This is a genomic window from Streptomyces sp. NPDC091280 (assembly GCF_044768565.1).
Classification (GTDB): domain Bacteria; phylum Actinomycetota; class Actinomycetes; order Streptomycetales; family Streptomycetaceae; genus Streptomyces.
In genome coordinates this window covers 381,501-403,811 of sequence record NZ_JBIVUZ010000003.1, presented here as the reverse complement: position 1 = coordinate 403,811, position 22,311 = coordinate 381,501, and the positions used below count along the sequence as shown (strand labels likewise).

Annotated in this window: 20 protein-coding genes and 1 tRNA gene; 11 read left to right on the top strand and 10 right to left on the bottom strand. The window is 70.5% G+C overall.

From position 1 onward, the window contains the following. Positions 1–23: 23 nt before the first annotated feature. Entirely contained in the window at positions 24–428 is a 405-nt protein-coding gene (locus tag ACIQPR_RS11865) for a hypothetical protein (RefSeq protein ID WP_403645721.1), read from the top strand. 69 nt (positions 429–497) lie between these two features. Here the strand turns inward: ACIQPR_RS11865 and pknB are convergent, their stop codons facing one another. From pknB to ACIQPR_RS11835, 6 genes are all read right to left on the bottom strand, one after another. Next, the gene (pknB, locus tag ACIQPR_RS11860; protein WP_403645718.1) at positions 498–2,492 is read right to left on the bottom strand and encodes a Stk1 family PASTA domain-containing Ser/Thr kinase; all 1,995 of its coding nucleotides are present in this window, start codon (positions 2,490–2,492) and stop codon (positions 498–500) included. Between the two features lie 170 nt (positions 2,493–2,662). Beyond that, on the bottom strand, positions 2,663–4,150 hold the full coding sequence (locus ACIQPR_RS11855) for a peptidoglycan D,D-transpeptidase FtsI family protein (protein WP_403645715.1): 1,488 nt from the start codon (positions 4,148–4,150) through the stop codon (positions 2,663–2,665). Next, the gene (locus ACIQPR_RS11850) at positions 4,147–5,589 is read right to left on the bottom strand and encodes an FtsW/RodA/SpoVE family cell cycle protein (protein ID WP_403645712.1); all 1,443 of its coding nucleotides are present in this window, start codon (positions 5,587–5,589) and stop codon (positions 4,147–4,149) included. Before ACIQPR_RS11850 ends, ACIQPR_RS11855 begins: the two co-directional genes overlap by 4 nt. Before the next feature lie 27 nt (positions 5,590–5,616). After that, on the bottom strand, positions 5,617–7,146 hold the full coding sequence (locus ACIQPR_RS11845) for a Stp1/IreP family PP2C-type Ser/Thr phosphatase (protein WP_403646463.1): 1,530 nt from the start codon (positions 7,144–7,146) through the stop codon (positions 5,617–5,619). 98 nt (positions 7,147–7,244) lie between these two features. Continuing rightward, positions 7,245–7,766, bottom strand: coding sequence for an FHA domain-containing protein (locus ACIQPR_RS11840; RefSeq protein WP_019073543.1), 522 nt, complete (start codon positions 7,764–7,766; stop codon positions 7,245–7,247). Between the two features lie 10 nt (positions 7,767–7,776). Next, entirely contained in the window at positions 7,777–8,622 is an 846-nt protein-coding gene (locus ACIQPR_RS11835) for an FhaA domain-containing protein (protein WP_403645709.1), read from the bottom strand. 431 nt (positions 8,623–9,053) lie between these two features. Here ACIQPR_RS11835 and ACIQPR_RS11830 point away from each other — a divergent pair. Continuing rightward, positions 9,054–9,137 (top strand) — tRNA-Leu (locus ACIQPR_RS11830). A 102-nt stretch (positions 9,138–9,239) separates the two neighbouring features. Here the strand turns inward: ACIQPR_RS11830 and ACIQPR_RS11825 are convergent. After that, the gene (locus tag ACIQPR_RS11825) at positions 9,240–9,893 is read right to left on the bottom strand and encodes an FMN-dependent NADH-azoreductase (RefSeq protein WP_403645706.1); all 654 of its coding nucleotides are present in this window, start codon (positions 9,891–9,893) and stop codon (positions 9,240–9,242) included. Between the two features lie 130 nt (positions 9,894–10,023). Between ACIQPR_RS11825 and ACIQPR_RS11820 the strand changes: the two genes are divergently transcribed. The 4 genes from ACIQPR_RS11820 to ACIQPR_RS11805 all read left to right on the top strand — a co-directional run bounded on the left by ACIQPR_RS11820 (position 10,024) and on the right by ACIQPR_RS11805 (position 13,588). Beyond that, the gene (locus ACIQPR_RS11820; RefSeq protein WP_403645703.1) at positions 10,024–10,386 is read left to right on the top strand and encodes a winged helix-turn-helix transcriptional regulator; all 363 of its coding nucleotides are present in this window, start codon (positions 10,024–10,026) and stop codon (positions 10,384–10,386) included. 205 nt (positions 10,387–10,591) lie between these two features. Further along, positions 10,592–12,001, top strand: coding sequence for a DUF2252 domain-containing protein (locus ACIQPR_RS11815; RefSeq protein WP_403645700.1), 1,410 nt, complete (start codon positions 10,592–10,594; stop codon positions 11,999–12,001). A 172-nt stretch (positions 12,002–12,173) separates the two neighbouring features. Then, the gene (locus ACIQPR_RS11810; protein ID WP_403645697.1) at positions 12,174–13,244 is read left to right on the top strand and encodes a J domain-containing protein; all 1,071 of its coding nucleotides are present in this window, start codon (positions 12,174–12,176) and stop codon (positions 13,242–13,244) included. 14 nt (positions 13,245–13,258) lie between these two features. Next, positions 13,259–13,588, top strand: a complete 330-nt coding sequence (locus tag ACIQPR_RS11805) for a rhodanese-like domain-containing protein (RefSeq protein WP_262059518.1) — start codon at positions 13,259–13,261, stop codon at positions 13,586–13,588. Between the two features lie 50 nt (positions 13,589–13,638). Here the strand turns inward: ACIQPR_RS11805 and ACIQPR_RS11800 are convergent, their stop codons facing one another. Next, complete coding sequence (locus tag ACIQPR_RS11800; RefSeq protein ID WP_403645694.1) at positions 13,639–14,772, bottom strand: acyl-CoA dehydrogenase family protein; 1,134 nt, start codon at positions 14,770–14,772, stop codon at positions 13,639–13,641. 205 nt (positions 14,773–14,977) lie between these two features. On the opposite strand from ACIQPR_RS11800, the gene ACIQPR_RS11795 reads away from it, so the two are divergent. The 3 genes from ACIQPR_RS11795 to ACIQPR_RS11785 are packed head-to-tail and all read left to right on the top strand — an operon-like array spanning position 14,978 to position 17,678. Beyond that, complete coding sequence (locus ACIQPR_RS11795) at positions 14,978–15,730, top strand: DUF5819 family protein (RefSeq protein WP_403645691.1); 753 nt, start codon at positions 14,978–14,980, stop codon at positions 15,728–15,730. Beyond that, the gene (locus ACIQPR_RS11790) at positions 15,727–16,935 is read left to right on the top strand and encodes an HTTM domain-containing protein (protein ID WP_403645688.1); all 1,209 of its coding nucleotides are present in this window, start codon (positions 15,727–15,729) and stop codon (positions 16,933–16,935) included. The genes ACIQPR_RS11795 and ACIQPR_RS11790 overlap by 4 nt, the downstream gene beginning before the upstream one ends. Further along, positions 16,932–17,678: a TrmH family RNA methyltransferase gene (locus tag ACIQPR_RS11785; protein WP_403645685.1), complete on the top strand. Its 747-nt coding sequence runs from the start codon at positions 16,932–16,934 to the stop codon at positions 17,676–17,678. Before ACIQPR_RS11790 ends, ACIQPR_RS11785 begins: the two co-directional genes overlap by 4 nt. A gap of 24 nt (positions 17,679–17,702) precedes the next feature. Here ACIQPR_RS11785 and paaN read toward each other — a convergent pair whose 3' ends face one another. Next, the gene (paaN, locus tag ACIQPR_RS11780) at positions 17,703–19,394 is read right to left on the bottom strand and encodes a phenylacetic acid degradation protein PaaN (RefSeq protein ID WP_403645682.1); all 1,692 of its coding nucleotides are present in this window, start codon (positions 19,392–19,394) and stop codon (positions 17,703–17,705) included. Between the two features lie 172 nt (positions 19,395–19,566). Here paaN and ACIQPR_RS11775 point away from each other — a divergent pair, with 172 nt between their 5' ends. Continuing rightward, entirely contained in the window at positions 19,567–21,081 is a 1,515-nt protein-coding gene (locus ACIQPR_RS11775) for a 3-hydroxyacyl-CoA dehydrogenase (protein ID WP_403645679.1), read from the top strand. After that, positions 21,078–21,668, top strand: a complete 591-nt coding sequence (locus ACIQPR_RS11770; RefSeq protein WP_403645676.1) for a TetR/AcrR family transcriptional regulator — start codon at positions 21,078–21,080, stop codon at positions 21,666–21,668. The genes ACIQPR_RS11775 and ACIQPR_RS11770 overlap by 4 nt, the downstream gene beginning before the upstream one ends. Before the next feature lie 34 nt (positions 21,669–21,702). On the opposite strand, the gene ACIQPR_RS11765 is transcribed toward ACIQPR_RS11770, so the two are convergent. Beyond that, complete coding sequence (locus ACIQPR_RS11765) at positions 21,703–22,203, bottom strand: Lrp/AsnC family transcriptional regulator (protein WP_403645673.1); 501 nt, start codon at positions 22,201–22,203, stop codon at positions 21,703–21,705. Between the last annotated feature and the right edge of the window lie 108 nt (positions 22,204–22,311).

Sequence of the window (22,311 nt, the reverse complement as noted above, 5' to 3'; positions counted from 1 at the left end):
GCATGGGCAACATGAGAAACCGTATGCGCGTAGCAACTGCCATTGCCATGGCGGGCGTGGCCACGATCGTGTTCAGCGGCCAGGCGTCCGCGGCGGAGACCGCCAGCTGCTCGACGACCGGAGCGCGGGGCAGCATGGGCGCCACCTACCCCACTGGGGACAACTGGATGTACAAGGAGTTCAGCATCGCGCTGTCGGTTACGGACACGTCTGCGGATGGGCACCACGTACGAGTCCGCCTGCTTACCAAGGGCGTCGGGACCGATGCCACCACCACGTGGAAGTGGCACTCCCTCACCTCGGGTTCAGGCCAAACCCTCACCCTCAGCACCAGCGCCCAGAGCGACTACGGCATCTGGGCCACAGGGGTCGAGGTGGCCCGCTTCGAGGGCGACACCAAGCTCAACTCCTGCACCGATTGGTCCTAGTCCCGGCGACGCGAAGAGCCCCGGCACCCTCCTCAGGGTGCCGGGGCTCTTCGCGTACGGGGTACCGCGCTATCCGTTCAGCCCTCCGAAGATGCCCCCGTTGTTGTTCCCCCCGTTGTTGTTGCCGTTTCCGACACTCAGGGTGGTGAGGGTGATCGTCGTGCTGCTCGGGTCGACCGTGTTGCCCGCGCCCGGGTCGATCTGGGTCACGAACGCGTTGTCGCTCTGGTCGCTGCCGTCGGCGAACTGGATGTTGGTGAAGCCCTGCTGCTGAAGCTGCTGCTTGGCGTTCTTCACCGTCTGGCCGACCACGTTCGGGACCTGGACCTGCGTGGACTTGCCGATCTGGATGTTGACCGTGGAGTTCTTGTCGACCTGGGTGTTGGCCTGCGGATCGGTCGAGACGACCTTGCCGACCAGGTTCGGGTCGCTGGTGTCGACCTCGGTGCAGTTACCCACGAGGTTGTTCGCGGTCATCTGCGCCTTGGCGTCGTCACAGCTCTTGCCGCTGACGTCCGGGACGGTGGACTTCGCCTGGGCCTTGGCGATGGTGAGGGTGATGATCGTGCCCTTCTCCACCTCCGCGCCGAGCTTCGGGTTCTGTTCCAGGACGGTGCCCGGGTCCTCCGCGGAGACCTTCTGCTTCGTCTCCACCTTGAACTGGTACTTGTCGCCCTCCAGCGTCGTGGTGGCGTCGTCGACGTTCTGGCCGAGGACGCTCGGTACGACCACCTTCGGGGCGCCGGTCGAGACGACCAGGTTGACGGTGTCGCCCTTCTTGACGTCGGCACCGGCCTTCGGGTCCTGCGAGCAGACGCTGCCCTTCGGCGCGTTCTCGCAGGTCTTGCGGGTGGGCTCGGCCAGCTTCAGACCGGAGTTGACGGCCATCGTCTTCGCGGTGTCGTAGGTCTGGCCGACGAAGTTCGGTGCCGCGAACGTCTTGTCCGCGCCGCCGTCGCCGCTGAACGCCCACTTCCCGATCAGGATCGCGCCCACCAGCACCAGGACGGCCGCCACGACCAGCAGGATCGTCGAGGTGTTCGCCTTCTTCTTCTGCTGGCGGCGCCGGTCGGGACGGTCGTCGTAGCCGAAGCCGCCGTCGTCCGGGTTCATCGGGGGCAGCATCGTGGTGGCGCCGGCGTCGGCGCGCAGGGCCGTGGTGGCCTGGTCGTCGCCGTAACCGCCGTAGCCGACCGAACCCATCGCCGCCGTCGCCGCGACCGGCTGGCCGTCGAGGCAGGCCTCGATGTCCATGCGCATCTCGTCGGCGGACTGATAGCGGTAGTTGGGGTCCTTGACCAGGGCCCGCAGCACGATCGCGTCCATCTCGGGCGTGATCTCGGGGTCGAAGACCGACGGCGGCTGCGGCTCCTCGCGCACGTGCTGGTACGCGACCGCGACCGGGGAGTCGCCCACGAACGGCGGCCGTACGGTCAGCAGTTCGTAGAGCAGGCAGCCCGTCGAGTAGAGGTCCGAGCGGGCGTCGACCTGCTCGCCCTTGGCCTGCTCCGGGGACAGGTACTGGGCGGTGCCGATGACCGCGGAGGTCTGCGTCATCGTCATGCCGGAGTCGCCCATCGCGCGGGCGATGCCGAAGTCCATCACCTTGACCTGGCCGGTGCGCGTCAGCATGACGTTGGCCGGCTTGATGTCGCGGTGCACGATGCCGTTGCGGTGCGAGTACTCCAGGGCCTGGAGGATGCCGATGGTCATCTCCATGGAGCGCTCCGGCAGCAGCTTGCGGCCACTGTGGAGAAGCTCACGGAGGGTGGAACCGTCGACGTACTCCATGACGATGTACGGGATCGAGACCCCGTCGACGTAGTCCTCGCCCGTGTCGTAGACCGCGACGATCGCGGGATGGTTGAGCGAGGCGGCCGACTGGGCCTCCCGGCGGAACCGGGCCTGGAAGGAAGGGTCGCGCGCAAGGTCGACGCGCAGCGTCTTCACCGCCACCGTGCGGCCGAGGCGTGTGTCATGGGCGAGGTAGACCTCCGCCATGCCACCACGGCCGAGCACCTGGCCCAGCTCGTACCGGCCGCCGAGGCGACGCGGCTCTTCCATAGTTCCCTACCAGCCCTCTCCGTCGGTCCCGACCCGCACGGGTGTGCGGTCGGAGGCTAGCCGTCCGGGCCTACCGTACCCGGCTGGCTTTGTGTGACCTGGCCAAGCCCGTCACCCGATACAGGACCGGTATCGCAACGTGCACCGATGTGAAGGGGACGTGAGCGGGGTCACTTCTTGCTGTTGATGACCGCCTCCATCACGCTCTTCGCGATGGGGGCCGCGAGACCGCCGCCGGAGATGTCGTCACGGTTGGCGCTGGAGTCCTCGATGACCACGGCCACGGCCACCGGCGAACTGCCGTCGGAGAGCTTGGCGTAGGACAGGAACCAGGCGTACGGGTTCTCGCTGTTGGCCACACCGTGCTGGGCCGTACCGGTCTTGCCGCCGACCGTGACACCGCTGATCTGCGCCTTCTTGCCGGTGCCGTCCTTGACGACCGTCTCCATCATCGACTGGAGGATCTGCGCGTTCTTCGACGACAGGGGCTGGCTCAGCTCCTGCGGCTCCGTCTGCGCGATGGTGTCGAGGTTCGACGACTGGAGCTTGTCGACCATGTACGGCTTCATCAGCTTGCCGTCGTTGGCGACCGCGGAGGCGACCATGGCCATCTGCAACGGGGTCGCCGCGGTGTTGAACTGGCCGATCGAGGAGAGCGCGGTCTGCGACGGGTTCATGTTGTCGGAGAAGACCGAGGCGCTGGAACGGATCGGGGTGAACTGCTCGGCGTCGAAGCCGAACTTCTTCGCCTCGGCCAGCATCTTGGCGTTGCCCAGGTCCGAACCGACCTTGCCGAACACGGTGTTGCAGGAGTACTGCAACGCCACGCGCAGGGTCGCGTTCTTGCAGGGGATGTTGCCCTCGTTCTTCAGCTGGGTCGTGGTGCCCGGCATGGTCCACGGCAGCGGCGAGTCGGTCGCCTCGTCGGCGGAGCTGTACAGCCCGTTCTCCAGCGCGGCCGACGCGGTGACCACCTTGAAGGTGGAGCCCGGCGGGTAGGTCTCGCGCAGCGCCCGGTTGAGCATCGGGTCGTTCGGGTCGTACTTCTTCTGGAGCTTCTGCCAGGCCTTGGAGTCCGTGGAGGTGGAGTTCCCGGCGAACGTCGAGGGGTCGTACGACGGGTAGGACGCCAGCGCCAGGATCTTGCCGGTGGACGGGTCGAGGGCGACGACCGCGCCCTTGCCGCCCTGCTTGGTCAGACCGCTCCACGCGGCCTTCTGCGCGGCCTCGTTGAGGGTGGTGACGACGTTGCCGCCGGACTTCTCCTTGCCCGTGATCATGTCCAGGGTGTTGCGGAAGAAGAGCCGGTCGTCGGTGCCGGAGAGGATGCCGTCCTCGATGGACTCCAGCTGGTTGGCGCCGAAGGCCTGCGAGGCGTATCCCGTGACCGGCGCCCACATCGCGCCGTTCTTGTAGGTGCGCTTGTACTTGAGGTCGTTCAGCCCGGAGGTGCTGGTCTCGGTGGAACCGGTGATCGGGCTGCCGTCCACGATGATGTCGCCGCGCGGGGTCGAGTAGCGGGCGATGGTGACCCGGCGGTTCTTCGGGTCGTCCTTGAGACTGTCCGCCTTGACGTACTGGAGCCAGTTGTCGCGCAGCAGCAGAGTGAGGACCAGCAGACCGCAGAAGAGCGCGATCCGGCGCAGGGGCTTGTTCATGACGGGCGGACCACCTGGGTCATCTCGGCGTCGGGACTGGGGGCGGGCGCGGGAGCCGGCCGGCGGGCGGTGTCGCTGATCCGGATCAGGATGCCGATCAGAGCCCAGTTGGCGATCACGGAGGAACCGCCGTACGCGACGAACGGCAGCGTCATACCGGTCAGCGGGATGAGGCCCATGACGCCGCCGGCCACGACGAAGACTTGGAGGGCGAAGGCGCCGGAGAGGCCGATGGCGAGCAGTTTGCCGAAGGGGTCACGGGCGGCGAGGGCTGTGCGCACGCCGCGCTCGACGATCAGGCCGTAGACGAGCAGGATCGCCATGACGCCTGCCAGACCCAGCTCCTCGCCGAAGGTGGCGAGGATGAAGTCGGAATTGGCGGCGAAGCCGATCAGGTCGGAGTGGCCCTGGCCGAGGCCGGTGCCGAGAGTGCCTCCTGAGCCGAAGGCCCACAGGGCCTGCATGGACTGCTCGGAATGGCCGCCCACGCCTGCCTGGCTGAGCGTGTACTCCTTCATCGGGTCGAGCCAGGCCTGGACGCGCATTTTCACGTGCGGCTCGACGCTCGCCACACCCACGGCACCCGCGGCGGACATCAGCAGACCGAAGACGATCCAACTGGTCCGCTCGGTGGCGACGTACAGCATGATCACGAACATGCCGAAGAACAGCAGGGACGTTCCGAGGTCGGTCTCGAAGACCAGGACCAGGATCGAGATGAACCAGACGACCAGGATGGGGCCGAGGTCCCGGCCGCGGGGAAGGTACAGACCCATGAAGCGGCGGCTGGCGAGGGCGAGCGCGTCGCGTTTCACCATCAAATAGCCGGCGAAGAAGATCGCCAGGACGATCTTCGCGAACTCACCCGGCTGGAGCGTGCCGAGCCCGGGGACCTTCACCCAGATCTTGGCGCCGTAGACGTTGGCGCCCAGTCCGGGTACGAGCGGCAGGATCAGCAGGAACAGCGCACCGGCCATGGAGATATAGGTGTAGCGCTGCAGGACGCGGTGGTCCTTGAGGAAGACCAGCACAACCACCAGCAGGGCGACGCCCATTGCCGAGTACAACAGCTGACGTGGCGCCGCCTCGACGAAGGTGTTGCTCTGCTGGAGCCGCTTGGACTGGTCCAGACGCCAGATGATCACCAGGCCGACCCCATTCAGCAGGGTGGCCAGGGGCAGCAACAGTGGGTCCGAGTACGCGGCGAACTTCCGTACGACGAGATGGGCGACGCCGGCCAGCAGGCCGAGGCCCAGTCCGTAGCTCAGCAGGCCGGACGGCACCTTGTCGCTGATGGCCAGGCCCACGTTGGCGTAGGCGAAGACCGGGATGACGACCGCGAACAGCAGCAGCGCCAACTCGGTGTTGCGTCTGCTCGGTGCGCCGATGGCGCCGATCGTGGACGTGTGGTGCGTCGGCGAATTGGTTGAACTGCTCATCGTGTGACGGGGCCTCTCACGGCTTGCCTATTGCTTGCTGCACTGCGAGACGACCTGCTGCTCTTCCTCCGAGAGGCTGGGACCGGGGCTGGGAGTCGCAGACTTGGTCGGGGACGGGGACGTCGTGGCCGAAGGTGACGGCGTGGCCTTGGACGTGAGAGAGGTGCTCGTGGTTCCCGTGGTGCCACTGGGCTTGCTCGTGGCGGACTGGCGCTCGGCCTCCTTCTTGCACGCGGAGGCCTGCACCGCCAGATCGGCGATCTTCTTCTGGGCGTCCTGGAGCCCGCCCTCGGCGATCGTCGCCTTGACCTGCTTCTGCTGGTACGGCGGCAGGTACTTGAGTTCGATCTCGGGGTGGTCCTTCTCCACCTTCGAGAGCGAGACCCAGGCGAGGTCCTGGCTGATGCCCTGGTAGAGCGCCACGTGCTCGCCGTTGCTGCCGACGAAGTACTGCGTCTGCGTCCAGCGCCAGCCGCCGTACAGACCGGCGCCGATGACGGCGAGCGTGAGCACGCCGTAGAAGGATCTCTTCAGCCACCTGCGGCCCTTGGCGGGCTTCACGAAGTCGTCGTCGGAGTAGTCCCCGAAGCTGCCCGAGGGGACGTAGCCGGTGGTGTCGCCGGAGCCGGGCGGGCCGAACTCGCCGCCCCCGCCGCCCTGTCCGGGCACCTGGCGGCCGAGCCCGGAGGCGCGACCGGCCGGGGTCTGCATGATGCCGTTGTCGTGCAGGTGGAGCTGGTTCTCGGCGACCGCGCCGACGATCACCGGGGTGTCCGACAGCTGCGCGGCGAGGGTGTCGCCGGTGTCGAGGTCCAGGACGTCGGCGATGATCACCGTGATGTTGTCGGGGCCGCCGCCGCGCAGCGCGAGCTGGATCAGCTCTTGCACGGTCTCCTGGGGGCCCTGGTAGCTGGCGAGGGTGTCCTCCATCGTCTGGTGGGAGACGACTCCGGACAGCCCGTCGGAGCAGATCAAGTACCGGTCGCCGGCGCGGACTTCACGGATCGACAGGTCCGGCTCGACATGGTCGCCGCTGCCCAGCGCGCGCATCAGCAGGGCGCGCTGCGGGTGGGTGGTGGCCTCTTCCTCGGTGATCCGGCCCTCGTCGACGAGCCGCTGCACCCAGGTGTGGTCCTGGGTGATCTGGGTGAGCACGCCGTCGCGCAGCAGGTAGGCGCGGGAGTCGCCGACATGGACCAGGCCGAGCCGCTGCCCGGTCCACAGCAGGGCGGTCAGGGTGGTCCCCATGCCCTCCAGCTGGGGGTCCTCCTCGACCATCATCCGCAGCTGGTCGTTGGCCCGCTGCACGGCGGTGCCGAGCGAGGTGAGGATGTCGGAGCCGGGCACGTCGTCGTCGAGCGAGACGATGGTGGAGATCACCTCGGAGGAGGCGACCTCACCGGCGGCCTGGCCGCCCATGCCGTCGGCGATGGCGAGGAGGCGTGGACCGGCGTAGCCGGAGTCCTCGTTGCCCTCGCGGATCATGCCTTTGTGCGATCCGGCGGCGAAGCGCAGTGACAGACTCATGCGCACCTCGCCCGTCGGCTCCGGGTACATCCGCACGGTGCCCACCCTCCGGTCGGGAGCGCGCCGGGGTCCGCCAGGCGGTCCGCCGGTGCGTGCTCGCTCCGCTCGCGCTCATTCATGACGTGGCACTACTTCCGCAGCTCGATGACGGTCTTGCCGATGCGGATCGGCGCGCCCAGCGGAATCGGTGTGGGGGTCGTCAGCCGGGACCGGTCCAGATACGTGCCGTTGGTGGATCCGAGGTCCTCGACGATCCACTGGCCGTCGCGGTCCGGGTAGATCCTGGCATGCCGGCTGGAGGCGTAGTCGTCGTCCAGCACGATCGTCGAATCGTGCGCCCGGCCCAGGGTGATGGTCTGGCCCTGGAGGGCGACGGTGGTGCCCGTGAGGATTCCCTCACTGACGACGAGTTTGGTGGGGGCGTTACGGCCCCGCCGGCCGCCCCCGCCCGACTGCTGCTGGCGCTGCTGCGGAGGCGCCGCCTGCCGGGCGGCCTGCTGCTGCGGTCGTCCGGCTTCCCGTCGCGAGCCGCGCTGTGTGACACGCGTTCCGAACAGGTCGCTGCGGATGACCTGCACGGCCACGATCACGAACAGCCACAGTACGGCCAGGAAACCCAGCCGCATGACCGTGAGGGTCAGCTCTGACATTGCCCCCGCTTCACCCTTCGGCTTGCCGGTAAATGATGGTGGTGCTGCCCACGACGATCCGCGAGCCGTCGCGGAGCGTAGCGCGGGTGGTGTGCTGCCCGTCCACCACGATGCCGTTGGTGGACCCGAGATCCTGGATCGTCGAGGGCGTTCCGGTCCGGATCTCACAGTGCCGGCGGGATACGCCGGGGTCGTCGATCCGCACGTCGGCTTCGGTGCTGCGGCCCATCACCAACGTCGCGCGGGAGATCTGATGGCGGGCGCCGTTGATCTCCACCCAGTACCGCATCCGCGCGCCTGCCGCCGGGGCCGCCGGGGCGGACTGGAGATACGGCGCGGAACCGCGGCCCGGCGGCGAGGGCGGCATGGGCGGAGCGCCCGCGGGGGCGGCGGCGGGCGGATAGCCGTAGCCGCCGGGCCGTCCCGCGGCCGGAGCCTGGGGTGCCGCCGGGGCGCCGCCCCCGGGAGCCTGCTGGTTGGTGGAGGAGGCGAGGGTCCGACTGCGCACCCGGTACAGACCGGTGTCGAGGTCCTCGGCCTTCTCCAGGTGGACCTTGATGGGTCCCATGAAGGTGTAGCGCTGCTGCTTGGCGTAGTCGCGGACCATGCCGGCGAGCTCGTCGCCGAGCTGGCCGGAGTAGGGGCTGAGCCGCTCGAAGTCCGGCGTGCTCAGCTCCACGATGAAGTCGTTGGGTACGACGGTCCGGTCGCGGTTCCAGATCGTCGCGTTGTTGTCGCACTCGCGCTGGAGCGCGCCGGCGATCTCCACGGGCTGGACCTCGGACTTGAACACCTTGGCGAAGGTGCCGTTGACCAGACCTTCGAGGCGTTGCTCGAACTTCTTCAGGACTCCCATGGGGCACCTCCTCCGTCGTTGCCGCACTGGTTGTCGTACCGACTGCCGTGCCGGCTGCCTTGGTACTGCTTACTGATCGTATCCACGCGCCGGTAAATCGGCTGGTTCCCCCTTGTCGGCCCGTCGAACTCCTTCTGCACTACTCCTGCCCAGGATCGTAGAGGGGGCCGCAGACAAGTGTCCCGCACCTGACTGTGGACCTTGGCCGCCTCCTGGGGAGATGGCCGCTACCGGTACGAGGTTGATACGTGAACCGGCCCACGTTGATACGCGGCGGGGGGTGCGGGGTGTTCGCAGGGGGCCCCGGTGGTCCCCGGGGCAGGTCACGGGGTGCGGATAAGCGATGTGAATCCACCCCGGCCACCGTGCTAATCTTCTGCATGTCGGAAGGCGCCAGCCCCTAGCGGGGACAGCCCGAGGACACACCCAATGCGCGGGTGGCGGAATAGGCAGACGCGCTGGATTCAGGTTCCAGTGCCCGCAAGGGCGTGGGGGTTCAACTCCCCCCTCGCGCACAACAGAAGCCCCTCAGGTCCTCGGACCTGAGGGGCTTCTTCTTGTGCGGTTCTCACCTTCGGGTGAGGACAATCACAGCCTTCAGTCGGCGATCGCAGCCTCTAGGCGGCGAGCCGTTCCGCCAGTTCCTTGGCCTTGGCCGCCGCGTCGTCGAGGGCGCGCTCACGGGAGGCCTCGTAGAGGGGGACCAGGTCGGCCATCGCCGGGTTCTGCGGGGCCATGGTCAGCTCCGGGACGATGAACTCCAGGTCCATCGCCAGGGCCTCGGCGAAGACCGCGCGGAGATACGTCTGCACGTACTCGAAGCCCTCGCGCGGGGTGCCGGGCCCGTAGGCGCCGCCGCGGCTGGCGATCACGGTGACCGGGGTGCCCTTGATCCGCGACTCCTCGGTGCCGGCGGTGCGGCCCATGAGGATCACGTTGTCCAGCCAGGCCTTCAGGGTCGAGGGGATGGCGAAGTTGTACATGGGGGCGCCGATCAGCACCGCGTCCGCCCCCTCCAGCTCCTCGATGAGCTTCACCCGCTCCGCGAAGGCCGCCGCCTGCTCGGGCGTGTGCGCGGCCGGGTCGGCGAAGCCGGCGGTGTGGGCCTCGGCGGTGAGGTGCGGGACGGGGTGCGCGGCGAGGTCGCGGTGGATCACCGTGCCCTCCGGGTGCTGTTCCTCCCAGGACGTGCGGAAGGCGTCGGCGACGGCACGGGAGGACGAGGCGCCGGCGGGGAACACGGAGGAGTCGATGTGCAGGAGCGTGGCCACGGGGGTCTCCAAGGGGTCGGGCGCGCACGGGGCGCGGCTTTTTCAGCAGCTAAAATTTCGTACTGGACTATGGATAACACAGGTACTTACTTTTTTTCATCCCCGTACGGGAGGGCAGTACCCTGAAGCCATGGCGGTCGAGCAGGAACACGGCAGGGACCTGTGCAAGCAGGTCGACACGGGCATCACCCGTGTCTTCCAGCTGTTCGGGAAGCGCTGGACCGGGCCGATCGTGGCCGTCCTGATGGCGGAGCCCATGCACTTCTCCGACCTGCGCCGGGCCGTTCCCGGCATCAGCGAGCGCATGCTCTCCGACCGGCTCACCGAGCTCGGCGCCGCCGGCCTGCTCGTCCGCGAGGTCGACGAGGGACCGCCGCTGCGGGTCTCGTACCGGCTGACGGACGCGGGCAAGGCCCTGGAACCGGCCCTCCGGGAACTCGGCGAGTGGGCCAAGGTGCATCTGCCCGAGGGGTGGCAGTCCGGCGGCTGCTGAGTTCCGTGCGGCGCCCGCTCCGTGCGGCGCCCGCTCCCTCTGACACGGTGGTCGGTTTTCCACAGCTCGGGAGTTGTCCACAGGGTCTGTTGTCCACAGGGTCTGACGTGTTTTCGCCACCGGCTGTACGGTCGTCGCGAGTTGATGTTCGAGCGAGCGCGAGCCCACATGCGGGCGCGACGGGTGTACGGGGGAGGCGGTCGGTATGACCGAGGCCGGAATCGGTGCGGGGCGCAGGCTGCCGGGTGTGCGGGGCTTCGCCTCGTGGCCGGTGGAGGGATCGCCGAAGGAAGAGGGGAAGGCGCTGCGGGAGAGCGTCCCGCGCAGCGCGCACGCCGCTCTCGACCTGGACGGCTCCCGCCCCGACGCGGTGACCGCCGTGGAGGAGTCCGGCCGCGGCCGTATCCCCGCGCTCACACCGATACGGGTGGGGCGGATGGCGGCCACCCCCTTCGCCTTCCTGCGCGGTTCGGCGGGCCTGATGGCCCACGACCTCGCCCGCACCCCCATGACCCGGATCGGCGCCCAGATCTGCGGCGACGCCCACGCGGCCAACTTCGGCCTCTACGGCGACGCCCGCGGCGGCCTGGTCATCGACCTGAACGACTTCGACGAGACCGTGCACGGCCCCTGGGAGTGGGACCTCAAGCGGCTCGCCGCCTCGCTGGTGCTCGCGGGCCGGGAGGCGGGCGCCGACGAGGACACCTGCCGTACGGCGGCGCACGGCGCGGTGGGCTCCTACCGCCGGACCATGCGGCTGCTGGCGAAGCTCCCGGTGCTGGACGCGTGGAACGCCATCGCGGACGAGGAGTTGGTCTCCCACGCCGACGCCCGTGATCTGCTCGGCACGCTGGAGCGGGTCTCCGAGAAGGCGCGGGGCAACACCAGCGGTCGGTTCGCGGCCAAGTCGACCGAGGCCGCCGAGGACGGCGGGCGCCGCTTCGTCGACGCCTCACCGGTGCTGCGCCGCATCCCGGACGAGGAGGCCGCGGCGGTCGCCGTCTCCCTGGAGGAGTACCTCGGCACGCTCTCCGAGGACCGCCTCCCGCTGCTCGCCCGGCACACGGTGCACGACGTCGCCTTCCGCGTCGTCGGCACGGGCAGCGTCGGCACGCGGTCGTACGTCGTGCTGCTGCTGGACCACCGGGGCGAACCGCTGGTCCTCCAGGTCAAGGAGGCCCGCCCCTCGGCGCTCGTGCCGCATCTGCTCACCGCCGGGTTCGACGCGCCCGCCGTCCCGCACGAGGGCCGGCGCGTGGTGCTCGGGCAGAAGCGGATGCAGGTCGTCAGCGACATCCTGCTGGGCTGGACGACGGTCGACGGACTGCCGTTCCAGGTACGGCAGTTCCGCAACCGCAAGGGCAGCGTCGACCCGGCCGCCCTCGCCGCCGACCAGATAGACGACTACGGCCGGATGACCGGCGCCCTGCTGGCCCGCGCCCACGCCCACAGCGCCGACCCGCGCCTGGTCGCCGGGTACTGCGGCAAGAACGACGAACTGGACGAGGCGATGGCCACGTTCGCCGTCGCCTACGCCGACCGCACCGAGGCGGACCACGCGGACCTGGTGGCGGCCGTGCGGAGCGGACGGATCGCGGCGGAGCTGGGGGTGTGAGGTAGGTCGAACCCGACGGACGCGCGGGTGCGGTGACGGAGGTCGTCGACCCCGGGCCGTGTCCGGCGCGGCTGCCCCGGGACGCTCTTCGTGACCTGCCGGGACCTCTCGGCCGGGTGGTCGCCGGCCGACTGTCCGGAGGCGCGGGGCGGCCGTGGCCTAGGCTGGGCGGGTGACGACCCCGGAAGCTGAACAGCCCCAGTCCGCGCCCGTCGGCGAACCGGCGCCGGAGCGGACGGGTGCCGAGGTGCCGTCCGCCGCCGGAGCCGCGGCGGGCGACGGTTCCGCGAGCGAGGGCACCGAGGAGACGCAGGGCACCGGTGCCGAGGGGACCGGCGCCCACTCGGCCGACTCCCGCCCCGCCGGTGCCCACCCTGCGGACGCCCACCCCGCCGACGCCCACCCGGCGGACACGGACACCGCGACGCCCCGCCCCGAGGAGCGCCTTGAGCGGGCCGTCCGTGCCGCCGAGCAGGCGTTGATCGAGTACGAGATCGCGGTGGACACCTTCCGCATCGAGGTCGAGAACTTCTCCCGGCTGCACCACCAGAAGCTCGGCCCGATGTACTCCCGGCTCGACGAGCTGGACGCGCGGATCGCCGAGGCGAAGGCCGCGCGCAGCGGTGACCCCGAGGACATCCGCCTGGCGGACGAGGCCAGGGCCCGGGTGATGCCGATGCCGGCGGTCGAGGAGCTGTTCCACGGCTGGATGGACGGCGACGGCCTGTTCCCGGAGGCCGCGGCGATGCTCACGGACCAACCGGTCCGGCCCCCGCAGCGGGTGCGCCCCAGCGAGGAGGCCCGCAAGCTCTACCGCGAGCTGGCCCGCAAGGCCCACCCCGACCTGGCGCAGGACGACGAGGAGCGCAAGCGGCGCGAGGAGTTCATCACCCGCGTCAACGCCGCCTACAGCCGTGGCGACGCGCCCCTGCTGCGCGAGCTGGCCGAGGAGTGGGCGGCCGGACCGGCCCCGGCCGAGCGCGGTCCGAGCCCCAGCGAGGAGCTCTACGCCCGCCTCGAATGGCTCGCCCAGCGCAAGGAACTGCTCACCCTCGTCGCCCGGGAGCTGGAGGAGGGCGCGATCGGCTCCATGCTCCGGCTCGCCCCGGACGACCCGGACCGGCTCCTGGACGAGATCGCGGAGCAGCTGCTCGCCCAAGTCTCGCAGCGGGAGGCCGAGTTGGCCGCGCTGCTCGGGGAGCCCGACACGTCCGCACAGCAGTCGGGTAGCGTCGAGTCATGAGCTTCGGAGCTGGTGTGCCCACGGTCGAGGTCGGCGACCTCAAGGACGGCGACTTCCTGCTGGACGTCCGCGAGGACGACGAGTGGCAGGCGGGTCACGCCACGGGGGCGCTGCACATCCCCCTCAGTGAATTCGTGGCCCGGTACGGCGAGTTGACCGAGGCGGCGCCGCAGGACGGCAGGGTCCACGTGATCTGCCGCTCCGGCGGGCGCTCCGCCCAGGTCACCACGTATCTGACCCAGCAGGGCATCGACGCGGTGAACGTCGACGGCGGCATGCAGGTCTGGGCCGCCACCGGCCGCCCGGTCGTCACGGACGAGGGCCAACCGGGCTTCGTCCTCTAGGACGCACAGCTAGCACGCACAGCCCGAACAGCCCGTAGTACTTCGGGGCCCTAGCCCAGCGGATGTGCCGCCAGCAGGTCCCCCAGTGCCTCCTCGTGTGCCGCCGCCGGGCCGAGCGACAGCTCCAGGTGCTTGGCCCAGGCGTGGTACCGGTGCAGGGGATAGTCGGTGTCGGCGCCGAACCCCCCGTGCAGATGCTGCGCGGTCTGCACGACGCGTCGTACCCCCTCCGCCGCCCAGATCTTGGCCACGGCCAGGTCCGCGGCGGCGGGCAGCGCGCCCGGGGCGCCCGTGGAGATCCGCCACGCGGCCTGCCACAGCGTGGCCTCCATCGCGCGCAGGTCGATGTACCGGTCGGCGGCCTGCACGGCGACGGCCTGGAAGGTCGCGACGGGGAACCCGAACTGCTCGCGTTCGCCGGTGTACTCGGCGGTCATGCGCAGCACGGCGGTGCCGAGTCCGAGGGCCAGCGCGCAGGTGCCCGCGGTCAGCAGGTCGCGCAGCCACTCCCAGGCGCCGTCGGCGTCGATGACGTCGACCACGGCGATCGGCACGGACTCCAGGCGCAGTTCGGCGAGCCGTTCGCCGGTGGTGGAGATCTGCTCGGCCAGGACGACTCCGTCGCGGTCCGGGGCGACCAGCGCGAGGACGCTCCGGTCGGCGTCCGTGTGCGCCGGTACGACGACCAGGTCCGCGTTGTGGGCCCACGGCACCGCCGTCTGCACCCCGTCCAGCAGCCACCGGTCGCCGTCCCGCCGTGCCGTCACCGCGAGTTCGGCCGGGTCGTGACCGGTGCGCCCCTGCGCGGCGACGGTCAGCACGACTTCGCCGCGGCCCGCGCGGGCGAGCACGCCGGACCTCAGCTCCTTGCTGCCGAAGGCCTGTACGGCCGCGGCGGCGGCGCTGTGCTCCAGGAGCGGCACCCGGGCCAGCACCTTCGCGGACTCCCGCAGCAGCAGGCAGAGGGCCACGGCGTCCAGTCCGGCGCCGCCGTACTCCTCGTCGAGCAGCAGGCTCAGCAGGTCGGCCTCGGTGAGCGCGGCCCACAGCGCCCGGTCGAAGTCCTCGGCGACGGCACCCGTGGTGTCCGCCGGGCTGGGCACGGAGTCCGGTACGACGTCGGCGAACACCCCCGCCGCCGCCTCGGCCGCCGCCTGCTGTTCCTCGCTGAAGGTGAAGTCCACGGTTCCGGTCCTTCCGCAAGACCTGATCTGACGGAGCGTCAAGATAGAACACGTTCTAGAAGAAGGGAACGGGTCGGCCGCCCGTCCCGCGGAGAACCTGCGGACAACATGACAACGTGCACCGCCGGTGGGGAGCGGGGCTGTGCCCGGAGCGCGGGTCTGAGTACCGTTCCGTGCGACGGACAGGAATCGGAGACGGGGCGGAATGGACGCGAACGACGCAGGCTCGAACGCCCCCGAGGGGCCGCACGTGCCCGCGCAGCAGCCGCCCCCGCCCGAGCCGCCGCCCCACGAGCCCGCAGCGGCGGCCCCTGTCGGGGTCGCCGCCCTGTCCCTGCGCTACCAGGTGGCCGCCGCGCTGGCGGTCGCGGTCGTCGCCGTCACCGCCCTCGTCCACCTCGGGATGGTCTTCCTGCACGTCGCGCCCTCGAACACGGTGACGAAGCAGCACGGCAAGGCGATCGACGAATGGATCTACCCGGAGTTCGAGCAGAACTGGAAGCTGTTCGCGCCGAACCCCTTGCAGCAGAACATCGAGGTCCAGGTCCGCGCCGACATCCGCACGGCGGCCGGTGAGACCCGTACGACCGGCTGGTACGACCTCTCCGCCGAGGACGGCGCGGCCATCGACGGGAATCTGCTGCCGAGCCACACCGAGCAGAACGAGCTGCGCCGGGCCTGGGACTTCCTGACCGCCACCCACGACGCCCAGAACCGCGCGATCGGCGTGCGCGGCACGCTCGCCGAGACGTATCTGCGCCGGATCGTCGTGCTGCGCCTGGACCGGGACCACGCGGCCGGAGCGGGCGGTACCGTCCAGCGCGTCCAGGTCCGCTCCCGCACCACCAACGTGCCCCCACCCCAGTGGAGTGACGAGCAGGTGTCGACCACCCCCCAGTACCGTCTGCTGCCCTGGTGGCCGGTCCCGGCTGCCGAGGCCGCGGGAGGCGTCCGGTGAACGGTTTCGCCCCGGCGGTGTCGCGCGGTATCGCCCGCGTCACCGAGTCGGCCCTCGGCCCCTACCAGAGCGCCGTGATCCGCATCGGCTTCGCCGCGACCTGGCTGCTGTTCCTGCTGCGCGAACTGCCCCACCGTCAGGAGCTCTACGGCCCCGACGGACCGTGGAGCTGGGACCTCGCCCGCCGGCTGGTCGCGGACAACGGCGCGTTCACGGCCCTGATGTGGTCGGACGGGCAGTTCTGGTTCGAGACGGTGTACGCGCTGGCCGTACTGGCGAGCGTGCTGCTCCTGCTGGGCTGGCGCACCCGCACGACGTCCGTGCTCTTCATGGTCGGCGTCCTGTCGTTGCAGAACCGCAGCGTCTTCATGGGCGACGGCGGCGACAACGTCCTGCACCTGATGTCGATCTACCTGGTGTTCACCCGCTGCGGCCAGGTCTGGTCCCTGGACGCCCGCCGGGCCGCACGCGCGCGTGGGGAGCGGGTTCCCGACCGGGCCGGGCCCGTCCTGTGGGTGGTCCTCGGCGCGGTGCTGGTCGCGGTGACCTCGGCCGGCCGGTTCGACAGCGAGTGGTTCGTGCCCGCGCTCCTGTGGGCCGTCTGGCTGGCGCAGGCCCTGTGGTGGGCGGTCGAGCGGTACGCGAGGTCGTACGAGCCCCGGGTGCTGCTCGACGTCGTCGCGAACGTGATCCACAACGGCGCCCTGTTCGTCATCGCGACCGAGGCCTGTCTGATCTACGCCACGGCCGGCTGGTACAAGATCCAGGGTTCCCGCTGGCAGGACGGCACCGCGGTCTACTACCCGCTCCACCTCGACTACTTCTCCCCCTGGCCCGGCCTCGCCGGCGTGCTGTCCTCCAGCGGCACGATGGTGATGCTGGTGACCTACGGGACGGTGATCGTGCAGGTCGCCTTCCCGTTCACGCTCTTCAACCGGCGGGTCAAGAACGTCCTGCTGGCCCTGATGATGACCGAGCACGCGGTGATCGCCGTGCTCCTGGGGCTGCCGTTCTTCTCCCTCGCGATGATCGCGACGGACGCGGTCTTCCTGCCGACGTCGTTCCTGCGCCGGCTCGGCGGACGGGCCGCACGCGCGCGTGGACGCTGGTTCGCGCGGGGCGGGCCCCAGGCGCCGGACGGGGACCCGGGGGAGCCTCGCGCCCCGGAGAACCCCGAGCACAGCCACGTAGGCTTCACCGCATGACCGACCCCGCAGCGGCCGACTGGCACCGGCTCGCCGACACCTCCGTGCTGCTCGACGGCTTCCACGCCCTCAAGCACGCGCTGCGCTTCGGCGCCGAGGTCCCGGTCGCGGTGACCACGGACCGGCGGTCGGCCCTCGCCCTCGCCGCCGACCTGGCCCCCGACGTACGGGACACCCTGGACGCGCTGCTGACGGAGGTCCCGGAGGCCACGTACCGCTCCTTCGTAGCGCGCCCCCACCCGACGGGCGTGGCCGCCCTGGCGGTGCGTCCCGCGCGCGAGGCCAATCTCCGCCAGCTCGGTCACACGCCCCGCCGTACCCCCGTCGTGGTCCTCGACAACCCGCGCAACCTCGGCAACGCGGGCGCCGTGATCCGGCTGGCCGCCGGTTTCGGGGCCACCGGGGTCGTCACCACCGGGACGCTCGACCCCTGGCACCCCACGGTCGTGCGCGCCGGGGCGGGCCTGCACTACGCGACCGCCGTGGAGCGCCTGACGGTGGCCGAGCTGCCCCCCGGCCCGCTGTTCGCGCTGGACCCGGAGGGCGACGACATCCGGGCCCGCGAGCTCCCGGACGACGCCGTCCTCGCCTTCGGCTCCGAGCGCAGCGGCCTGTCGGCCGAACTGCGCGCCCGCACCGACCACTTGGTGGCCCTGCCGATGCGTCCCCAGGTCTCCAGCTACAACCTGGCGACCAGTGTGGCGATGACCCTGTTCCACTGGAGCACCGCGGCGCCTGTCTAGCGCGCAGGCGTCCCGTGTCGCCTCTCAGGCGTCGCGTCGCACCTCGACGACCCGGAAGCGGTTGGCGACGAACGCGCCGTCGCACAGTGCCGCGTTGGCCGCCGGGTTGCCGCCCGAGCCGTGGAAGTCGGAGAACGCGGCCGTCTGGTTCACGAACACCCCGCCGGTCAGATTCAGCGACAACTGCGCCGCCTCCTCAAGACAGACCTCCTCGACGGCCTTCTCGACCCCCTCGTCCGTGGTGTACGCCCCGACGGTCATCGCCCCCTTCTCCCGTACGGTCCGCCGCAGCAGTTCCACCGCGTCCGCCGCGGAGTCGACCGCGACGGCGAAGGAGACGGGACCGAAGCACTCGCTCATGTACGCGGCCTCGTCGTCCGGCTTGGCGCCGTCCAGCTTCACGATGACCGGGGTCCGCACGACCGCGTCCGGGAACTCCGGGTTGGTGATCTCCCGTGAGGCGAGGGCGACTTCACCGAGCCCGGCGGCGGCCTCCAGGCGGGCCTTCACGTCCGGGTTGACGAGTGCGCCGAGCAGGCCGTTCGCGCGGGCGTCGTCGCCCAGGAGACCGTCCACCGCGCGCGCGAGATCGGCGACGACCTCGTCGTAGGACTTGGGGCCCTGGTCGGTGGTGATGCCGTCGCGGGGGATCAGCAGGTTCTGCGGGGTGGTGCACATCTGGCCGCTGTACAGGGACAGGGAGAAGGCGAGGTTGGACAGCATGCCCTTGTAGTCGTCGGTCGACTCGACGACGACCGTGTTGACGCCGGCCTTCTCCGTGTAGACCTGCGCCTGGCGGGCGTTGGTCTCCAGCCAGTCGCCGAAGCCGGTCGACCCCGTGTAGTCGATGATCCGGATCTCGGGGCGGGTGGCGAGCGTCTTGGCGATGCCCTCGCCGGGGCGCTCGGCGGCCAGCGCCACCAGGTTCGGGTCGAAGCCGGCCTCGGTGAGCACCTGGCGGGCGATCAGGACGGTGAGCGCGAGCGGCAGCACCGCGCGCGGGTGGGGCTTCACCAGGACCGCGTTGCCGGTGGCGAGGGAGGCGAACAGGCCCGGATAGCCGTTCCACGTGGGGAAGGTGTTGCAGCCGATGACCAGGGCGGTGCCGCGCGGGACCGGCGTGAACTCCTTGTTCATGACGAGCGGGTCGCGCTTGCCCTGGGGCTTGGTCCACTCCGCGACGGCGGGCGTGCGGACCTGCTCCGCGTACGCGTACGCCACCGCCTCCAGACCGCGGTCCTGGGCGTGCGGGCCGCCCGCCTGGAACGCCATCATGAAGGCCTGGCCGCTGGTGTGCATGACCGCGTGCGCGAACTCGTGCGTCCGGTCGCCGATCCGCTTCAGGATCTCGATGGAGACCGCGGCCCGCGCCTCCGCGCCCGCGTCCCGCCAGGCCCGCTGCCCGGCGCGCATGGCGGGCAGCAGGACGTCGAGGTCGGCGTGCGGGTACGTGACGCCCAACTCGACGCCGTACGGCGAGACCTCGCCGCCCACCCAGTCGTCCGTGCCGGGCTGGCCGAGGTCGAGGCGGGTGCCCAGGAGGGCGTCGAACGCGGCCTTGCCCGCCGCCGCGTCCAGGCTGCCGTGCTCGCCGTACGCCTTGGGGTGTTCGGGGTGCGGGGACCAGTACGCGCGCGTGCGGATCGCTTCGAGCGCCTGGTCGAGTGTGGGCCGGTGCCGGGCGATCAGCTCGTGCGCGGTCGGTTCGGCGGCCATGCGGGACCAACTCCTCTTCTCAAGAACTCGTCTTCGAGCTCATGACCTGGGCAGGAACAGGGGAAGGATCAGGGGCGGAAACGGGCGGTCGGAGTTAGAGTAACCGAACGATCGGTCGGGACAAGGGGGTCCGCCGCATCTGTGGAAAACCCCGTGCGGGAGGATCGCGGACATGACAGCACTGGACCTCAGCAGCCCCGTGGCCGTCGTCGGCACCGGCACCATGGGCCAGGGCATCGCCCAGGTCGCGCTGGCCGCGGGTCACGTCGTGCGGCTCCACGACGCCGTACCGGGACGCGCCGTGGAAGCGAGCGCCGCGATCGGCGCCCGGCTCGACCGGCTCGTGGAGAAGGACCGGCTCAGCGCCGCCGACCGGGACGCCGCGCGCGCCCGGCTGCTGCCCGCCCAAGCCCTGACCGACCTCGCGGACTGCACCCTGGTCGTCGAGGCCGTGCTGGAACAGCTGGACGTCAAACAGCAGTTGATGCGCGACCTGGAGGACATCGTCGGCGAGGACTGCCTGCTCGCCACCAACACCTCGTCCCTGTCGGTGACGGCCATCGGCGCCGCCCTGCGCAACCCCGGCCGCTTCGTGGGCCTGCACTTCTTCAACCCGGCCCCGCTGCTGCCGCTCGTCGAGGTGGTCTCCGGGTTCGCCACCGACGTCACGTCGGCCACGCGCGCGTACGAGATGTCCCGCGCCTGGGGCAAGACCCCGGTCGCCTGCGCGGACACCCCCGGTTTCATCGTCAACCGCATCGCGCGGCCCTTCTACGCCGAGGCCTTCGCCGTCTACGAGGCACAGGCCGCCGACCCGGCCACCATCGACGCGGTCCTGCGCGAGTCCGGCGGCTTCAGGATGGGCGCCTTCGAACTGACCGACCTCATCGGCCAGGACGTCAACGAGTCCGTCACCCACTCCGTGTGGCGGTCCTTCTTCCAGGACGTGCGCTTCACCCCCTCGCTCGCCCAGCGCCGCCTGGTCGAGTCCGGCCGCCTCGGCCGCAAGACCGGGCACGGCTGGTACGACCACGGGGCCGACGCCGAGCAGCCCGAGCCGCACACCGCGGAACCGGCCCAGGCGCCCGCCTACGTCGTCGTGGAGGGCGACATGGGCCCCGCGGCCGACCTCGTCGCGCTGATCCGCGAGGCGGGCATCGCCGTCCGCGAGGAGGAAGAGGACCACGGCACCCGCATGGTGCTCCCCGGCGGCGGCCAGCTGGCGCTCGCCGACGGGCAGACCTCCGTCGAGTTCCGTGACGTCGTCTACTTCGACCTCGCCCTCGACTACCGCAGGGCGAGCCGCATCGCCCTGTCGGCCTCCCAGGACACCGCGTCGGGGACCCTCTCCGAGGCGATCGGCCTCTTCCAGGCGCTCGGCAAGGACGTCAGCGTCATCGGCGACGCCCCCGGGATGATCGTCGCCCGCACGGTCGCCCGGATCGTCGACCTCGCCCACGACGCCGTCGCCAAGGGCGTCGCCACCGAGGAGGACATCGACACCGCGATGCGCCTTGGTGTCAACTACCCCCTGGGTCCGTTCGAATGGAGCCGCAGGCTCGGCCGCAGCTGGGCCTACGACCTCCTGGACGACCTGCACCTGCGTGATCCGTCGGGACGGTACGCGCCGTCCCTGGCGCTCTACCGCCACGCGTACGCCACCGAGAAGCGGGAGGGCACCCCATGACCACCGCCAAGCGAGACACGTACACCCCCGAGAGCCTGCTCTCCGTGGCCGTCCAGGTCTTCATCGAACGCGGCTACGACGGCACCTCCATGGAGCACCTCGCCAAGGCGGCCGGCATCTCCAAGTCGTCGATCTACCACCACGTGACCGGCAAGGAGGAGCTGCTGCGCCGCGCGGTCAGCCGGGCCCTGGACGGCCTCTTCGGGATCCTCGACGAGGAGCACGCGCGCGTGGGGCGCGCCGTCGACCGGCTGGAGTACGTCGTGCGGCGCATGGTCGAGGTGCTGACCGCCGAACTGCCGTACGTGACGCTGCTGCTGCGGGTGCGCGGCAACACCGACACCGAGCGGTGGGCCCTGGAGCGGCGCCGGGACTTCGACCACCGGGTGGCCGAGCTGCTGAAGGCCGCGACCGCCGACGGCGATCTCCGCGGCGACGTGGAGGTACGGCTCGCGACCCGGCTCGTCTTCGGGATGATCAACTCCGTCGTGGAGTGGTACCGCCCCGACGGCCGGGGCATGGGCGAGCGCGAAGTGGCCGACGCGGTGGCCCTGTTGGTGTTCTCCGGGCTGCGCGCGCAGCACTGACCGGGGTCCATTGACCGGGGTCCACCGGCCGGGGTCAGCCCTGGGGCTCCAGGTCCTCCTCCTCGAACACCAGCAGGGTGCGGGTGCTGAGCACCTCGGGGATCGCCTGGAGCCGGTTGAGGACCAGTTCGCGCAGGGCCCGGTTGTCCAGGGTGTGCACCAGCAGCAGGACGTCGAAGTCGCCGCCCACCTGCGCGATGTGCGAGGCGCCCGGGAGCAGCCTGAGCTGTTCGCGGACCGTGCGCCAGGAGTTCTGCACGATCTTCAGGGTGATGTACGCCGACGTGCCCTGGCCCGCCCGCTCGTGGTCGACGCGGGCGCCGAAGCCGCGGATGACGCCGTCCTCGATGAGCCGGTTGATCCGCGCGTAGGCGTTGGCGCGCGAGACGTGCACCCGCTCGGCGACGGACCTTATCGAGGCGCGGCCGTCCGCCTGGAGCATCTGGAGGATGTCCTGATCGATGGCGTCGAGCGGGCGCGGGGGCGGCAGCTCGCGTCCCGCCTCCGGGCCGTCGGCCATTTGTTCAGGTGCCATGTCCCCCCGCCTCTCTACCATGGACGTACTGCGTTCATTGCAGGTTGTGGAGAACCGTTTGTCCACAGCCTGAAGCCGCGTGTAGCCAAAATGTGCCGACGACCGAAC

What these genes read in the sequence shown, in the direction of transcription:
- ACIQPR_RS11840 (WP_019073543.1), bottom strand. Translation starts at nt 7,766, where the DNA reads ATGTCAGAGCTGACCCTCACGGTCATGCGGCTGGGTTTCCTGGCCGTA.
- ACIQPR_RS11765 (WP_403645673.1), bottom strand. Translation starts at nt 22,203, where the DNA reads ATGGCACCTGAACAAATGGCCGACGGCCCGGAGGCGGGACGCGAGCTG.
- ACIQPR_RS11855 (WP_403645715.1), bottom strand. Translation starts at nt 4,150, where the DNA reads ATGAACAAGCCCCTGCGCCGGATCGCGCTCTTCTGCGGTCTGCTGGTC.
- ACIQPR_RS11815 (WP_403645700.1), top strand. Translation starts at nt 10,592, where the DNA reads ATGACCGAGGCCGGAATCGGTGCGGGGCGCAGGCTGCCGGGTGTGCGG.
- ACIQPR_RS11835 (WP_403645709.1), bottom strand. Translation starts at nt 8,622, where the DNA reads ATGGGAGTCCTGAAGAAGTTCGAGCAACGCCTCGAAGGTCTGGTCAAC.
- ACIQPR_RS11775 (WP_403645679.1), top strand. Translation starts at nt 19,567, where the DNA reads ATGACAGCACTGGACCTCAGCAGCCCCGTGGCCGTCGTCGGCACCGGC.
- pknB (WP_403645718.1), bottom strand. Translation starts at nt 2,492, where the DNA reads ATGGAAGAGCCGCGTCGCCTCGGCGGCCGGTACGAGCTGGGCCAGGTG.
- ACIQPR_RS11795 (WP_403645691.1), top strand. Translation starts at nt 14,978, where the DNA reads ATGGACGCGAACGACGCAGGCTCGAACGCCCCCGAGGGGCCGCACGTG.
- ACIQPR_RS11820 (WP_403645703.1), top strand. Translation starts at nt 10,024, where the DNA reads ATGGCGGTCGAGCAGGAACACGGCAGGGACCTGTGCAAGCAGGTCGAC.
- paaN (WP_403645682.1), bottom strand. Translation starts at nt 19,394, where the DNA reads ATGGCCGCCGAACCGACCGCGCACGAGCTGATCGCCCGGCACCGGCCC.
- ACIQPR_RS11785 (WP_403645685.1), top strand. Translation starts at nt 16,932, where the DNA reads ATGACCGACCCCGCAGCGGCCGACTGGCACCGGCTCGCCGACACCTCC.
- ACIQPR_RS11865 (WP_403645721.1), top strand. Translation starts at nt 24, where the DNA reads ATGCGCGTAGCAACTGCCATTGCCATGGCGGGCGTGGCCACGATCGTG.
- ACIQPR_RS11850 (WP_403645712.1), bottom strand. Translation starts at nt 5,589, where the DNA reads ATGAGCAGTTCAACCAATTCGCCGACGCACCACACGTCCACGATCGGC.
- ACIQPR_RS11845 (WP_403646463.1), bottom strand. Translation starts at nt 7,146, where the DNA reads ATGTACCCGGAGCCGACGGGCGAGGTGCGCATGAGTCTGTCACTGCGC.
- ACIQPR_RS11770 (WP_403645676.1), top strand. Translation starts at nt 21,078, where the DNA reads ATGACCACCGCCAAGCGAGACACGTACACCCCCGAGAGCCTGCTCTCC.